The sequence below is a fragment of the Pseudomonas sp. A39 genome, from assembly GCF_058145955.1.
In genome coordinates, this window is record NZ_JBYVMD010000002.1 from 216,461 (window position 1) to 231,788 (window position 15,328).

11 protein-coding genes and 1 tRNA gene are annotated in these 15,328 nt (G+C 61.6%); 3 read left to right on the forward strand and 9 right to left on the reverse strand.

What is annotated here, in order from left to right; translation table 11 throughout:
• Window positions 1-12 precede the first annotated feature (12 nt).
• Window positions 13-885, reverse strand: a complete 873-nt coding sequence (locus AC3ZU9_RS02645) for a TIGR02285 family protein (protein WP_490090282.1) — start codon at window positions 883-885, stop codon at window positions 13-15.
• Window positions 885-2,084, reverse strand: coding sequence for a CaiB/BaiF CoA transferase family protein (locus tag AC3ZU9_RS02650; RefSeq protein WP_490090283.1), 1,200 nt, complete (start codon window positions 2,082-2,084; stop codon window positions 885-887). Before AC3ZU9_RS02650 ends, AC3ZU9_RS02645 begins: the two co-directional genes overlap by 1 nt.
• 148 nt (window positions 2,085-2,232) lie before the next feature.
• On the opposite strand from AC3ZU9_RS02650, the gene AC3ZU9_RS02655 reads away from it, so the two are divergent.
• Window positions 2,233-2,775, forward strand: coding sequence for a YaeQ family protein (locus AC3ZU9_RS02655; protein WP_003193952.1), 543 nt, complete (start codon window positions 2,233-2,235; stop codon window positions 2,773-2,775).
• A 157-nt stretch (window positions 2,776-2,932) separates the two neighbouring features.
• Entirely contained in the window at window positions 2,933-4,642 is a 1,710-nt protein-coding gene (gene recJ, locus AC3ZU9_RS02660; protein ID WP_490090284.1) for a single-stranded-DNA-specific exonuclease RecJ, read from the forward strand.
• Between the two features lie 136 nt (window positions 4,643-4,778).
• Here the strand turns inward: recJ and AC3ZU9_RS02665 are convergent, their stop codons facing one another.
• From AC3ZU9_RS02665 to AC3ZU9_RS02675, 3 genes are all read right to left on the reverse strand, one after another.
• A complete protein-coding gene (locus tag AC3ZU9_RS02665; protein WP_046035253.1) occupies window positions 4,779-6,065 on the reverse strand; it encodes a virulence factor family protein in 1,287 nt (428 codons plus the stop codon).
• Complete coding sequence (mprF, locus tag AC3ZU9_RS02670) at window positions 6,065-8,707, reverse strand: bifunctional lysylphosphatidylglycerol flippase/synthetase MprF (protein ID WP_015885688.1); 2,643 nt, start codon at window positions 8,705-8,707, stop codon at window positions 6,065-6,067. The genes AC3ZU9_RS02665 and mprF overlap by 1 nt, the downstream gene beginning before the upstream one ends.
• 279 nt (window positions 8,708-8,986) lie before the next feature.
• Window positions 8,987-9,063 (reverse strand) — tRNA-Met (locus tag AC3ZU9_RS02675).
• A gap of 278 nt (window positions 9,064-9,341) precedes the next feature.
• Between AC3ZU9_RS02675 and dinB the strand changes: the two genes are divergently transcribed.
• Window positions 9,342-10,400 carry a DNA polymerase IV gene (gene dinB, locus AC3ZU9_RS02680; protein WP_046035254.1) on the forward strand — a complete coding sequence of 353 codons (1,059 nt, stop codon included), beginning with the start codon at window positions 9,342-9,344 and terminating at the stop codon, window positions 10,398-10,400.
• A gap of 69 nt (window positions 10,401-10,469) precedes the next feature.
• On the opposite strand, the gene AC3ZU9_RS02685 is transcribed toward dinB, so the two are convergent.
• From AC3ZU9_RS02685 to AC3ZU9_RS02700, 4 genes are all read right to left on the reverse strand, one after another.
• Window positions 10,470-11,423, reverse strand: a complete 954-nt coding sequence (locus AC3ZU9_RS02685; RefSeq protein ID WP_015885686.1) for a hypothetical protein — start codon at window positions 11,421-11,423, stop codon at window positions 10,470-10,472.
• A gap of 20 nt (window positions 11,424-11,443) precedes the next feature.
• Complete coding sequence (locus AC3ZU9_RS02690; protein ID WP_043205836.1) at window positions 11,444-13,159, reverse strand: proline--tRNA ligase; 1,716 nt, start codon at window positions 13,157-13,159, stop codon at window positions 11,444-11,446.
• 200 nt (window positions 13,160-13,359) lie between these two features.
• Window positions 13,360-14,892, reverse strand: a complete 1,533-nt coding sequence (locus tag AC3ZU9_RS02695; protein WP_015885684.1) for an AmpG family muropeptide MFS transporter — start codon at window positions 14,890-14,892, stop codon at window positions 13,360-13,362.
• A 43-nt stretch (window positions 14,893-14,935) separates the two neighbouring features.
• Window positions 14,936-15,250, reverse strand: a complete 315-nt coding sequence (locus tag AC3ZU9_RS02700; protein ID WP_490090295.1) for an MGMT family protein — start codon at window positions 15,248-15,250, stop codon at window positions 14,936-14,938.
• Between the last annotated feature and the right edge of the window lie 78 nt (window positions 15,251-15,328).

The window sequence follows — 15,328 nt, forward strand, 5'->3', positions numbered from 1 at the left end:
GCCTGCGATTTGTCACGGTTCGGGTGAGTCCTGGAAAAAGCGCGGGTTGTCGCGCAGGTATTGTTCGCGCATGACCGGATCCAGCCAAGCAGCATAGGACTGCTGCACCTGTTTCTGTGGGATGTCGCGCAGCACTTGGTCGATTCGTTCAATGGCATGACGGCCCAGGGCGGTATCCGAACAGGCGATATGCGTACGTTGGTAGGGCAATGAGCCTTTGATCGGATAAAAGCTCAGGTCGTCCGAAGCAATCCTCTGTTGCAGCGCGTGATAGCGGATTTCCGGCCAATACCCCAACACCGCTTCCAGCCGTCCCCGGCGCTGCATTTGCAACAAGCTGCCAAGGGCGTCGTTGCCGTAATGAAGCGCCAGTGTGCGCGCATCGGCGTGTTTAAGCTGCTCATCGATAACCGGGCCGTAGCTGCGCTCCGCCGTGGCACCCACCCGCGTTCCACGGGCGTCGAGAAAAGCCTGTAGGTCGAACTGGCCGTCCACGATGAACGGCGCCATGGCGTCCTGTTGGCTGCGCCGTATCGCGATGCCATTGCTGGGGGTAACGAACGCCTGGCGAGAAAACACCACGTACTTGGCCCGTTCCGGCGTCCACAGCAGCGATGGATCGCAGGTGAATGAGGGTTCACTCAACATTTGCGTGCCCCGAGCGCGGTTGACGTGCAGCACCTGATGCCGGTATTCCGGCAGGCGCTCGATCAGTATCGGCAATAGTTGATCCAGCGCGCCCTGGCCCTTGCGCGGGCCTTCGAAAATGGTCAAAGGTGGCAAGTCACGCACTAGCCAGATCAGCGTGTCTTCAGCGCTGGCCGGCAGGGGCCAGCCGCAGGCGAACATGACGCTGAGGCCTAGCTGAATAAGCCGACGAGCCATCAGATCGCGCCGTCCTCGCGTAAACGCACAATCGCGGCCGCGTCATAACCCAGGCTGCTCAGCACCGTGCTGTTATGTTCACCCAACTGTGGCCCCACCCATTCACAGCTGCCCGGCGTGTCCGACAACTTGGGCACGATGCCCGGCATTTTGAACGCCTTGCCGTCGGGAAGTTGGGCCTTGAGGAACATCTCCCTGGCAAGGAATTGCGGGTCGCCCAGCATGTCCTCGGCACTGTAGATCCGGCTGGCAGGCACTTCGGCTTTATTCAGCCGCTCCACCACCTGATCCAGCGGCAGTGAGTTCACCCAGCGATCAATCACCCCATACAGCTCATCGCGACGGCTGTCGCGTCCGTCATTGCTGGCAAGCGAGGGATCGTTGGCCAAGTCCTCACGGCCAATGGCTGACATGAAGCGCTTGAAGATCGCGTCCCCGTTGGCGCCAATCTGCACATGCTTGCCGTCGGCGCTGGTGTGGATCGAGGAGGGCGTAATACCGGGCATGATGTTGCCGGTGCGTTCGCGAATAAAGCCGAACACGTCGAACTCCGGGATCATGCTTTCCATCATGGCGAAGATGGCTTCATACAGCGCCACATCGACCACCTGGCCCAGGCCGCCGTTGACTTCGCGGTGACGCAGCGCCATCAGCGCGCCGATCACCGCCCACAACGCGGCAATCGAATCGCCGATGGAAATGCCGGTACGCACCGGCGGGCGGTCTTCGAACCCGGTGATATAGCGCAAGCCACCCATGGATTCACCCACCGCACCAAACCCAGGCTGGTCTTTCATTGGCCCGGTCTGGCCAAAGCCGGAGAGGCGCACCATCACCAGCTTGGGGTTGAGGGCGTGCAGGGTTTCCCAACTCAGGCCGAGTTTCTCCAGCACGCCGGGGCGGAAGTTCTCGATCAGGATGTCGGCGTTGGCCAACAGCTGTTTGAGGATGGCCAGGCCGTCCGGATGCTTGAGGTTCAGCGTCAGCGATTGCTTGTTGCGCGCCTGCACAAACCACCACAGCGACGTGCCTTCGTACAGCTTGCGCCATTTGCGCAGCGGGTCGCCGCCGTCCGGCGATTCGACCTTGATCACCTCGGCGCCGAATTCCGCGCAGATACGTGAGGCGAACGGGCCGGCGATCAGGGTGCCGAGTTCGATGACTTTCAGGCCGGCAAGCGGTTTGGCATTAAACGACATGAGGATCCTTGTCTGCGCGGGGCGGTGGTGTGATGCCTTTTAACATAGGCGAGCGGCCCAGGGATAAGGATGATGCAGCGCAGGATTCGTTGAATGGCCTCGCCATCGGTTAGACTGGCCGCCTTTCCCTGTCTCTAGAAGTCCGTTCATGGCCCAGCCGTCCACGACCTACAAATTCGAACTCAACCTCACCGACCTTGACCGCTCGGTGTACGAGAGCGTTAAACAGACCATCGCCCGCCACCCTTCGGAAACCGAAGAGCGCATGACCGTACGTCTGCTGGCCTACGCCCTCTGGTACAACGAGCAGTTGGCATTCGGTCGTGGCCTGTCAGATGTAGACGAGCCAGCCCTGTGGGAAAAAAGCCTGGATGACCGGGTTTTGCACTGGATTGAAGTCGGCCAGCCGGATGCCGACCGCCTCACCTGGTGCTCACGCCGCACCGAACGCACCAGCCTGCTGGCCTACGGCAGCCTGCGGGTGTGGGAAGGCAAGGTGGTGCCTGTGGCGAATAACCTGAAAAACGTGCACATCGCCGCCGTGCCTCAGGAAGTCCTCGAGACGCTGGCCAAGGACATGCCCCGCGTTATCAAGTGGGACGTGATGATCAGTGAAGGCACGATTTTCGTCACCGACGACCGTGGCCAGCATGAAGTCCAACTGCAATGGCTGGTCGGCGAACGCGGTTGAAACGGTGGGAGGGGGCTTGCTCCCGATCGCGGCGGTTCAGTCAGCACCACATCGACTGATACACCGTAATCGGGAGCAAGCCCCCTCCCACAATGACCTGTGTCGTTTGTAGCCTTGTTGTTTAACCGTTTTATCAAAGAGAAGCTCCCGTCGCCCCATGCGTATCGATCCTCGCCCGTTGCCTGCCGTCCTGCCGTTTCTCGGTGACTTGCCACCGCTGTTGACCCGTCTCTACGCCGCGCGCGGGGTGCAGTCCGAAGCCGAGCTGGACAAAAGCCTGGCGCGGTTGATTCCCTATCAGCAGCTCAAGGGCATCGACGCAGCGGTGGACTTGCTGGTGACCGCGTTGGAACAGCGCCAGCGTATCCTCATCGTCGGCGACTTCGACGCCGACGGCGCCACTGCCAGCACCGTGGGCACCTTGGGCCTGCGCTTGCTCGGCGCCGCCCATGTCGATTACCTGGTGCCCAACCGCTTCGAGTATGGCTACGGCCTGACCCCGGAAATCGTCGCAGTCGCGCTGCAGCGCGAGCCGCAGTTGCTGATCACCGTGGACAACGGTATCTCCAGCGTCGAAGGCGTGGCGGCGGCGAAAGCGGCCGGGCTGAAGGTGTTGGTAACTGACCACCATTTGCCCGGCGATGAATTGCCGGCGGCGGATGCCATTGTCAACCCGAACCAGCCGGGCTGTGAGTTCCCGAGCAAGGCGCTGGCCGGTGTGGGCGTGATCTTCTACGTGCTGATGGCCCTGCGGGCGCGCCTGCGCAGCTTGGGCTGGTACGAGCATAAGCCTCAACCCAACATCGGCGAACTGCTCGACCTGGTGGCCCTGGGCAGTGTGGCCGACGTAGTGCCCTTGGACGCCAACAACCGCATCCTGGTGCATCAGGGCCTGGAGCGCATCCGCGCCGGTCGCGCACGGCCGGGGATCAAGGCGATCCTTGAAGTGGCCAAGCGCGACGCGGCACATATCACCTCCACCGACCTGGGCTTTATCCTCGGGCCGCGCCTGAATGCCGCCGGGCGCCTGGATGACATGAGCCTGGGCATCGAATGCCTGCTCACCACCGACGTTTCCGCCGCGCGTGAAATGGCCGCGCAACTGGACGGCATGAACCAGGACCGTAAATCCATCGAGCAAGGCATGCAGCGCGAGGCCCTGGCCCAGCTCAAGGACTTGCCGGTGGAGTCGATGCCCTACGGGCTGTGCCTGTTCGACCCGGAATGGCACCAAGGCGTGATCGGCATTCTCGCCTCGCGCATGAAAGAGCGCTATTTCCGCCCGACCATCGCCTTCGCCGATGCCGGTGATGGCCTGCTCAAGGGCTCAGGGCGCTCTGTGCCGGGGTTTCATATCCGCGATGCGCTGGCGGTGGTCGCCAGCCAGCATCCCCACCTGATCGCCAAATACGGCGGCCATGCCATGGCGGCCGGTTTGACGCTGCCCGAAGAAAACTTCCCGCTGTTTGCCGAGGCCTTTGATGCCGAAGTGCGTCGGCAGCTGCGCGAAGAAGACCTGACCGGGCGCCTGCTGTCCGACGGTACTCTGGCAGTGGAAGAGTTTCACCTGGAACTGGCCCGCGCATTGCGGCACGCGGGCCCTTGGGGGCAACACTTTCCCGAGCCGTTGTTTCACGGGGTGTTTCAGTTGGTGGAACAGCGCGTGGTGGGCGAGCGGCACCTGAAAGTGGTGCTCAAGAGCGAATGCGGGTCGGTGAAGCTCGACGGCATTGCGTTTGGGGTGGACCGTGAGGTCTGGCCGAACCCGACGGTGCGTTGGGTGGAGCTGGCCTATAAGCTGGATGTGAACGAGTTTCGCGGGAATGAAACCGTGCAACTGATGATCGCGCACATCGAGCCACGCTAGATCTAAGCAACACCACAAAGCCAATGTGGGAGGGGGCTTGCTCCCGATGGCAGTAGACCAGCCAACTGATCTTTGGCTGACCCACCGCTATCGGGAGCAAGCCCCCTCCCACATTTGGTTTTGCGTATGGCAGAAATTACTCGGCTTTGTCCTTAGCCTGGTGCTTCACGATGATATCCACCAACCGTTTGGCCAGCGCCGGGTAGTTCTCGTCGAAGTGATGCCCACCTGGCAACTTCAAGGCTTCACCCACGGCGGTCTTATCCGTGCAGCCGCTCTCGTCGACTTCTTCCGCACCGTAGATGCACACCACTTTCTCAGGCGGCAGCTTGGCCATTTCCGGGCCGGTGGCGGCTTCTTTGCCGGCGTTGCCCAGCCAACCTTCCACTTCAATCTCGAAGCTGCCAGTGCGCGCAAATGCCAGCAGGATGATCGCGTCCACGCGCTGTTGCTCGTTTTCCGGCAGGCGGTTGTAGATGGCCGGCAGTACATCGGCGCCGAACGAGTAACCGGTCAGCACGAAGCGCTTGGTGCCCCACTTCTGCCGGTAGTGCTGCATCAGCTCGGTGAGGTCCTTGGCGCTTTGTTCCGGGCTCTTGTGCTGCCAGTAGTAGCGCAGGGTGTCGATGCCCACCACCGGGTAGCCGATCTTGGCCATTTCACCGGCCACGTCGCGGTCCAGGTCACGCCAGCCGCCGTCGCCGGAGAGGAACAGGGTGACGGTGTCCTTGGCTTGGCCCGCCGGTACTTCAACCACTGGAATCGCCAGGCCGCCGTTGTCCGAGCCCACCAGTTGCTTGCGCAGCTCGTTGTTCAGCACTTGCGGGTAATGAATGTCGTAGTCGCTGATGCTGGTCGTGGCACGTGGGGTATCGCGTACGAAACTGGCGGCATCATCCTCAGGGTTGTCGTTCCAGGCCACCAGCCAATTGCCGTGGGCTGAGGTTTTCGGCAAAGGGTCGTTGCAGCCTGGCTGGGTCATGGCGAAACCGACGGAGATGGCGTTGGCCTTGTCGTCGCTCTGTGCCGCCAGCCAGCGCCAGGCCAGGCTTGCGCCAGGGCCGATGCCGCTGACCAGCGTCGCCGGGCCCTTGAGCTGGCCCAGGGCGCTTTGCAGGGCTTGTTCCTGCAGCTTGCAATCGTCCTTGGGCAGGATCACCTGGACAATCTGCGCCTTGCCGCCTTGGCTCAAGGCAATCAGTTGGCTGTCCGTCAGGGTTTCATCGGCCATCACGGCCACGGCCACACGGGCCTTGGGCGTGCCGTACGGGGTCACGCGGGTCATCACCGAACCGTCGGCCTGGGGCAGTTGCTCCAGGGTCGGCTGCGGGGCAGGGCGGTTCCAGTACCAATAGCCGCCACCCAGGATCAGGGCGAGCAGCACTACAAAGGCCAATACATACCGCCAGGAACGTCGAATCATCAGCGTTTCACCAATCCAGTCAAGCCGCCCGCGATCAGGGCGGCGGTATCGGCCAGTGCCACCAGCGGATCAAGTCCTGCGGGCACGGCCATGTAACGGGGTTCCCAGTCAGGCTGGAACTTGTCTTTGAAGCGGCGCAAACCTTGGAAGTTATACAGTTGCTCGCCACGTCGGAACACCATCGAGCCCAGGCGTTGGGTCAGCGGGGCGCCGCGGCGTGGTTGCAGGCCCGACAACGGCACCATGCCGAGGCTGAAGCGCGCGTAGCCGTGACTCTTATAGTGTTGAATCAGGCCGACCATCATGAACTCCATGGTCAGCTTGGGCGCGTCCGGGTGGGCGCGCATCAGGTCGAGACTGGCCAGGTCATGGTTGTAGGTCTCGAGCAGGTTGGCGAAGGCCACCGGGCGCCCTTCGAAGCGAATGATCGCAATGCGGAAGTGCTTGAGGTAGTCGTCGCTGAAACGCCCCAAGGAAAAGCCTTTTTCCCGCACGTTCTTGCCGGTCAGCCAGGCATCGGAGATGACCTTGAGCTCATCCATCGGCGCCGTGCCCGGTTCAAAGATCTCCAGGGACAGACCGTCCCGGGTGCCGCGGTTCCAGGTGTAGCGCAGGTCCTTCATCTCTTTGCCCTTGGCTTCCAGGTCAAAGCGTTTCAGGTCGACGCGGGCTTCTTCGCCCAGCTTGATCGCGGTGAGGCCGATGTCCATGTAGTACGGCAGGTTCTCCGCGCGGACCTGGTAGAACACCGGGCGCGCGTGGTGGATGTCGCACAGGTCGCGGAACTGCCAGATCATTTCGGCGCGTGGCTGGGTCGGGCCGATTGGGTCGTACAAGGCTACCAGGCTGCGCCCGCGACGGGCGTACATGAGGAAAGCTTCATCATTGGGATGGAACAGCAGCGCCTTGTCACCGGTCAGCGCCAGGCCGCCGTCGGGCTGGGACGAGGCCATCAGGATCTTGCTGGCGCGCTCCAGTTCGTCGGGGGTCGGCAGGTGGATCACCGGGCGCGCGGTGCGCAGCAGCCAGGTGAGCGACACGATCACCAGCAGCACGGCGGCGCCCAGCAGCGAGCGCAACCCGCGTGGGGCGTTGGCGTCCAGGGTGAACTGCCACCACAGCTGGTGGCTGTAAGGGACGTCTTGGTAAGCGAACAGCAGCAGCCAGATCGAGGCTCCCAGCACGCAGACACTGGCGACCAGGTACAGCGGCGAGAAGGGCAGCTCGGTGAGGCGGCTGGCGCGGTAGAATGAGCGGCGGAAGATTGCCAGCAGGATGGCGGTCATGGTCATCAGGCTGGCTTCTTCCCAATCGAAGCCTTTGAGCAGCGAGAGCAGGGCGCCCACCAGCAGCAGCACCATGGTCAGCATCCAGGCGGCTGACAAGCGTCGACGCAGGCCCTGGGCCAGCAGCAGGCAGAGCACGCCGATCAGGCTGGCGCCGAAGTGCGAGGCGTCAATCAGGCGGTGGGGAATCAGGAAGCCGATGTTTTCCAGGCGTGAGTCGATTTCGGGCGTGGCGCCGGAAAACAGCAGGACCACGCCGGACAAAAAAACCAGTACGGCCAGTACTGGCGCCGCCAGCCCCGAGGCGACCCGCAGGCTTTGCTGGGTCTGGAACAGACGCTGGGCTTCGTTGACCAGCAGGAACACGCAGGCGATCAGCAGCGGCAGCACCACATAGATCATGCGGTACAGCAGCAGGGCAGCAGCCAATGGCGCGGCACCGAGTTTATCGGCGAAGGCCGCCAGCAGGATCGCTTCGAATACCCCCACGCCGCCCGGTACATGGCTGAGCACGCCGGCGGCCAGGGCCAGCAGGTACACGAGCAGGAAGGGCCCGAAGGGCGGCGCTTCCGGCAGCAGCATATAAAGGACGGTGGCGGCAGCGGCGACGTCCAGTGCGGTGATGATCAGTTGCAGGAAGGTCAGGCGGCGACCCGGCAGGCGCAGCGTACGACGGCCGGCTTTGACCAGCAGGTTGTCCGGGTAGGGCTGTTCCGGCAGGCGACGGCGATAAATGCCGATGCACAACACCACCGACAACAGCAGCACTGCGCCGGCGATGCCGCCAAGCAGGCTTTGCGGCAGATGCAGATAGGTGGATGCCGCCGGCAGGTTGCTCAAGGTGGCCAGTGCAGCCAGGGGCGGCAGTGCGCAGCCCAGGGCCAGGCTGGCGAACACCGTCATGTGGGCAACTTCCGACGCCCCGATACCATGGCGTGCATATAAACGGTAACGCACCGAGCCGCCCGAGAGCATCGACAGGCCAATCGCATTGCCAATGGCAAACGCGGTAAAGCCGCCCAGGGCCAGGGTCTTGGCGGGTAGCTTCACCCCTGCATAGCGCGCACCGGAAAACTCGTAGCCCAATAGAATCACAAAGCCGGCGACGGCCGCGGCAAATGCGCCGAGCAGGGCGGGCTTGGGCACTTCCAGGATCGAGTCGTGGAGGGCGTAAAGGTCCAGCTCCAACAGCAGGTGTCGGCAAGCGATCAAGGCGATGGCGAACAGCAGCAACGTGACGGCCAGCCCGATGGGTTGCCGGTACTTGCTCACCAGGTCCAGCCAACGCAAACGCGTTGGCGGGATCGGTTGTTCTGCTGTGACGGTGTCTTGTGGTTCAGACGAGTTGGCGCGCATCAATCACCTCGTGGATTGTGCGCGACAGGATGGAGGTATCCAGCCAAGTTACCAATCCCTATGGACAAAATAATTACAAATATTAACGCGTATCACCGGGGTCGGCGACAGCGGCCATTGGTCGTAGAGGGTAGTGCTTGAGCATTCAGCATAGCTTGCAATGACATGGACTCTACAACCCGCGTGGGGTTTCATGAAAGATGCCATGCCATTGTTTCAGAAGAACTTTTTTACCGGATACAAAAAAGGCCACTCTTTCGAGTAGCCTTTTTTGATGTTTGGTTGCGGGAGCCGGATTTGAACCGACGACCTTCGGGTTATGAGCCCGACGAGCTACCAGACTGCTCCATCCCGCGTCTGTGTGTCGGCATTCTACAGAGGAACGCGTGTGTGTCAACCTGTGAATTGAAGAAAAGCGCTTGTGGTTCAAGTGGTTAGCTCTCCAAGCTAACGCCTGATGAGGCTCTGGGCCAGTCGGGCCGAGGGTTTCAGCTCTATTGGGATGCGAAATTCGATTGAGAAAATAAATTCATCTTGGAATTTTCCTACCGCTCAAGCGGAAGATTCAAACTACTGGTGCTATATACAGGTGTGAATGCGATACTGGCGCCCCGTAGGTTCACACCCCGTTTATATGACGCAGCGCAAAATCATCCACGTCGACTGTGATTGCTTCTACGCCGCCATCGAGATGCGCGATGACCCGAGCCTGGCGCAAAAGCCGTTGGCGGTGGGCGGCTCGGCGGACCGGCGCGGGGTGATCGCTACCTGCAACTACGAGGCACGCGCCTACGGGGTGCGCTCAGCGATGTCGTCACGCCATGCCTTGAAGCTGTGTCCGGACCTGACCATCGTCAAGCCGCGCATGGATGCCTATAAGGAAGCGTCGAAGGAAATCCAGACGATCTTTCGCGATTACACCGAGCTGATCGAACCGCTGTCGCTGGATGAAGCCTACCTGGACGTGTCCGACAGCCCGCATTTTGGCGGCAGCGCCACGCGTATCGCCCAGGACATTCGCCGCCGCGTCTCCAACCAATTGCACATCACCGTGTCCGCAGGCGTGGCGCCGAACAAGTTCCTGGCCAAGATCGCCAGTGACTGGAAGAAACCCAACGGGTTGTTCGTGATCACCCCGGACCAGGTCGAAGACTTTGTCTCGCAGTTGCGAGTGAGCAAGTTGCACGGTGTGGGCAAGGTCACCGCCGACAAGCTCGCGCGCCTGGGCATAGAAGACTGCTTGCAGTTGCGTGAATGGAACAAGCTGGCGCTGGTGCGCGAATTCGGCAGTTTTGGCGAGCGGCTGTGGAGCCTGGCCCGTGGGATCGATGATCGTGTCGTGCAGAACGACAGTCGCCGGCAGTCGATCAGTGTAGAAAATACCTACGACGTGGACCTGCCTGACCTCTCAAGCTGCCTGGCCAAACTCCCCGAATTGATGGAAACCCTGGCCGGACGCATGGCGCGCATCGACAGCAGTTACCGTGCGGGCAAGCCGTTCGTTAAGGTGAAGTTTCATGACTTTACCCAGACAACCCTGGAACAGGCGGGGGCCGGGCGGGACCTGGAGAGTTATCAGCAACTGCTGACCCAGGCGTTCAATCGTGGCGGGAAGCCGGTGCGGTTGTTGGGGATTGGTGTGCGGTTGCTGGATCTGAGCAACGGCAACGAACAGCTCGAGTTCTCCTGGTAGGAACCCGGAACTAAAATATGGGAGGGGGCACGCCCCCTCCCATATTTGTTCTGCAACACTTCGAGCGTCTCAGCGTGCTCCAGGGTCTGCGACTAGACGCCCCGCATCCTTGGTCAGTGCCTGCAGGAATTCCTGTTGCAACTCGGGATCATTGCGGGTCAGTTCGATCAGGCTTTGTTCCAGCTCGCTGGCTTCCTCTTCCAGGCCCAGCTCCGACAGGCGCTTGACGCGGTGCACCCACTGGCTGACTTCGTCGTCTTCCAGGTCGTCGTAGATCAGGCCATGGGCTTCCAGCAACTTGCCGCGCAGGGTGTTGCTGATCGCCAGGGTCGAGTCCGAATGCACATCGTCCTGGCCATCTTCCACGCTGATCTTCAAGGTCGTGACGCGGTTCAAGTCCTGCTCGGCAAACGGGCTGTCCAACAGGTTCAGGCGCAGCACGCCGTTGCGGTCGGTGGTCAGCTCATGCACTTGCTTGCCGGCAGTGACCTGCACCGGGCGTTCGCTCCAGGGCAGGCTCGAATACTCCACACGCTTGTCGCGCTGGACTTCATCGATGCCCGCCAGGTTCTGTTGCGCACGGCCGTGGGATTGCACGTTCATGAACGGGTTGAGACCGTCCACACCGTAGGTCAGCCAGTCGTGGGTCATGCTGGTCGGCAGGTTGCCGAGGGCGAAGATGTTCACCACGTTGGCGCCCGCGCCCGCCACCAAAGCGACCGCGCCCAAGGGCATCTCATAGAGTTTGCGCCAGGGTTGGTAAGGGGTGTAGCGATCGTAGCGACGGGTGACTTCGAACTCAGTGACCTCGAAGGTCTTTTGCTCGTGAATGCGTACCCGGCGTTGCGGCAGCTCCAGCACTTTGGGTTCGCCTACATCGATCTGCAGGCTGTGGTCGAGCAACTTACGCTCGACTCGCTCCTCGTGCTCACTGCGTTGCGACATCTGGTTGGCGCAGCCGCTGACCAGCAGGGCGCCGCACAAGGCGGCGCCCCCCAGGGCTCTGGTGTTTCGCTTGAACATGACTTCTCTTGATCTGGTTTTCAGCGACGAATACGCGCCTGAAGGAAAGACAGCACGTCAGCCACCGGCAACGGTTGGGCTTCGGCTTCGGTCCGGCTCTTGTATTCCAGATTGCCATCGGCCAGGCCGCGGTCACTGACCACGATCCGGTGCGGGATGCCAATCAGTTCCATGTCGGCGAACTTGATGCCCGGGCTGGTTTTCTTGTCCCGGTCATCCAGCAACACTTCAAAACCGGCGGCCGTCAGTTCGGCATACAGTTTGTCGGTGGCTTCGCGCACTTGCTCGGTTTCATAACGCAGCGGTACCAGGGCAACCTGGAACGGCGCCAGGGCGTCACTCCAGATGATGCCTTTCTCGTCGTTGTTCTGCTCGATGGCAGCGGCCACCACGCGCGATACGCCAATGCCGTAGCAACCCATTTCCAGGGTGATCGGCTTGCCGTTCTCGCCCAGCACTTCGCACTTCATCGCCTTGCTGTACTTGTTGCCCAGCTGGAAGATATGCCCGACTTCGATGCCGCGCTTGATTTCCAGGGTGCCCTTGCCATCCGGGCTTGGGTCGCCGGCCACCACGTTACGCAGGTCGGCCACGGTCGGCACCGGCAGGTCACGTTCCCAGTTCACGCCGAAGTAGTGCTTGTCGTCGATGTTGGCGCCGATCCCGAAGTCGCTCATCAGCTCGACCGAGCGGTCGATGATGATCGGCAGCGGCAGGTTCAGCGGGCCGAGGGAGCCGGCACCGGCGCCAATGGCGTCGCGCAGTTCGGCGTCGGAGGCCATGACCAGCGGGCTGGCCACGCCAGGTTGCTGGGCGGCCTTGATTTCGTTGAGCTCGTGGTCGCCACGGATCACCAGGGCGATCAACTTGCCTTCTTCTTCGGCGCGCACGATCAGGGTCTTGATGGTCTTTTCAATCGGCAGATTGAATTTCTCCACCAGGGCCGCGATGGTCTTGGTCTCTGGCGTATCCACCAGGCGCAGCTCTTCAGCCGGCGCTGGACGGGAGGTTTCCCGTGGCACGGCTTCGGCTTTCTCGATGTTCGCTGCGTAGTCGGAACCGTTGCTGAATACGATATCGTCTTCGCCGGACTCGGCCAGCACGTGGAATTCGTGGGAGCCGGCACCGCCGATGGAGCCGTTGTCCGCTTCAACCGGGCGGAATTTCAGGCCCAGGCGCGTAAACACGTTGCAGTAGGCCTGGTGCATGCGGTCGTAGGTGACCTGCAGGGACGCCTGGTCAGCGTGGAACGAATAGGCGTCCTTCATGATGAATTCGCGGCCGCGCATCAAACCGAAGCGTGGGCGGATTTCGTCACGGAATTTGGTCTGGATCTGATACAGGTTCAGCGGCAGCTGCTTGTAGCTGCTCAGCTCGTTGCGCATCAGGTCGGTGATCACTTCTTCGTGGGTCGGGCCGGCGCAGAAGTCGCGGCCATGACGGTCCTTGAAGCGAAGCAGTTCAGGGCCGTACTCTTCCCAGCGCCCGGATTCCTGCCACAGCTCAGCCGGTTGGGTGCTCGGCATCAACACTTCCAGAGAGCCGGCGGCGTTCATCTCTTCACGCACGATGGCTTCGACCTTGCGCATCACCTTCAAGCCCATGGGCAGCCAGGTGTACAGGCCGGAGGCCAGTTTGCGGATCATACCGGCGCGCAGCATCAGCTGATGGCTGATCACGACCGCGTCGGAAGGCGTTTCTTTCTGTGTGGCGAGCAAATATTGACTGGTACGCATGGTAGGCCGTTGTCGGTTGCTTGGACTTGAAATGACTTGGGATTGTACGGGCGCAAGCTGCCGCCGTACAGGCATCAGAATACAGGGCTGTTTGTAGTGAGGGCGCTTGCTCCCGTTCGACAGCGCAGCTGGAGCCGGCTTTTATAGGGGCGCTTCGCACCCCAGCGGGAGCAAGCTCCCTCACTACACAAGCATGTGTGTCAGTCGTCTACCGGTGGATTCAACCGAATCCGCCGATTCTCCTGATACCAATGCAGCGCAATCAGCAACAACGTCGGCACACCCAACATGCAGGTGATCAGGAAGAAATTGTGATACCCGAACTTTTCGACCATCACCCCCGAATACCCACCGATCAGGCGCGGCAGCAGCAGCATGATCGAGCTGAGCAGGGCGTATTGGGTGGCGGAGAACTTCAGGTTGGTCAGGCTTGAAAGGTAGGCGACGAACGCCGAGGTCGCCAGCCCCGAGCTGAAGTTGTCCAGCGAGATGGTGAAGATCAGCATTTGCAGGTCCGGGCCCATGTCCGCCAGCATCACGAACAGCAGGTTGGTGCCGGCCGACGCGATACCGCCGATAAACAGGATCGGCAGGATGCCGAAGCGCACGATCAGCAGGCCGCCCATGCCGGCACCCACCAAGGTCATGATCAGGCCGAAAATCTTGCTGACCCCGGCGATCTGGTCCTTGGTGAAGCCCTGGTCGATGTAGAACACGTTGGCCATCACGCCCATCACCGTGTCGGACATGCGATAGGTGGCGATCAGCCCCAGCAGCAGTAATGCTTGCCAGCGGTAGCGCAGGATGAAGTCATTGACCGGCGTCAGCACAGGGGCCAGGCCGCGTCGACCCATGGCCGAGAGGCACAGGGCGGTCAGGGTGATATAGAGGATGGCGCGCAGGAAGGCACGGTCTTCCATCAGCAAGTCCCACAGGCTCATGCCGTGGAACAGCACGCTTGCGAAATCCGTGTTGAACAGTTGGGTGAACATCGCCGGCACCGACACCAGCAACACGATCAGCACAAACACCGAGACCAATTGATGCACGAAGCTGTAGCGCCCGGCCTGCAACTGGGTGCGCAGCGGCACATTGGGTTCGCGCATGAACAGGGTGGTCAGCAGCGCAGGAATCATCAACACGCCGAACAGCACATAGGTGCCGGTCCAGGCCGAGTGTTTATAGTTGAAGCCGGTGGAGCCGAAGCCTTCGGCAAAGAACAGTGCACCCGCCGTGGCCAGCAGCGCGGCGATGCGATAACCGGACATGTAGCTCGCGGCCAGGGCAGCCTGGCGGCTGTCGTCGGCGATTTCCAGGCGGTAGGCGTCGACGGCGATGTCCTGGGTCGCCGACGCGAAGGCCACGACGACGGCGATAGCGATCAGCCAGGACAAGTGTTTCTGCGGGTCGCAAAAGCCCATGCCGATCAATCCGAGGATCACCAGCGATTGGGCCAACACCAGCCAGGAGCGGCGGCGTCCGAGTTTGCCGAGCAACGGCAGGCGCCATTGGTCGAGCAGCGGCGACCAGACCCATTTAAAGGCATACGCCAGACCGATCAGGCTCGCGTAACCGATGGTCTCGCGGGCCACACCGGCCTCACGCAACCACACTGAAAGCGTCGAGAACACCAACATGTAAGGCAAGCCGGCGGCAAAGCCGAGCAACAACAGGACTAACGTCGAGGGGCTGGCATAGGCGGCGAGCGCGGCGCGCCAGGTTTTACGGGGCATGGGCTGGAGTCTGCCTCAGGTTTGCGGAAACAAAGCGCGCACTCTAACCGCTGTGCTCTACCGGGCGCCAGCCATGGCGCCGAATATCCACGCGATTGTTGCGGACAGTGACACCTTCATCGCGTAAACGCGCGCGCTGTTCGTCACCTGACGCACTGCCCGCCGGCAGACTTATCCGACCACCGGCACCCAATACACGGTGCCAAGGCAGCTTGGTGTCTTCGGGAAGCTGGCTCAAGGTGCGGCCCACCCAGCGCGCCGCGCGTCCGAGCCCGGCCAGGTGTGCCAGCTCGCCGTAACTGACCACGCAACCTTCAGGCACTTGCGCCAGAGTCAGGTACAGCGCGGTGCGGCGCATCTCGGCGGGGCTTTGCGGGGGCTCGGCAGATTTATTCACTGTGAGTCTATCCGTTGAAATCGTCGTCATTTGTGTAAG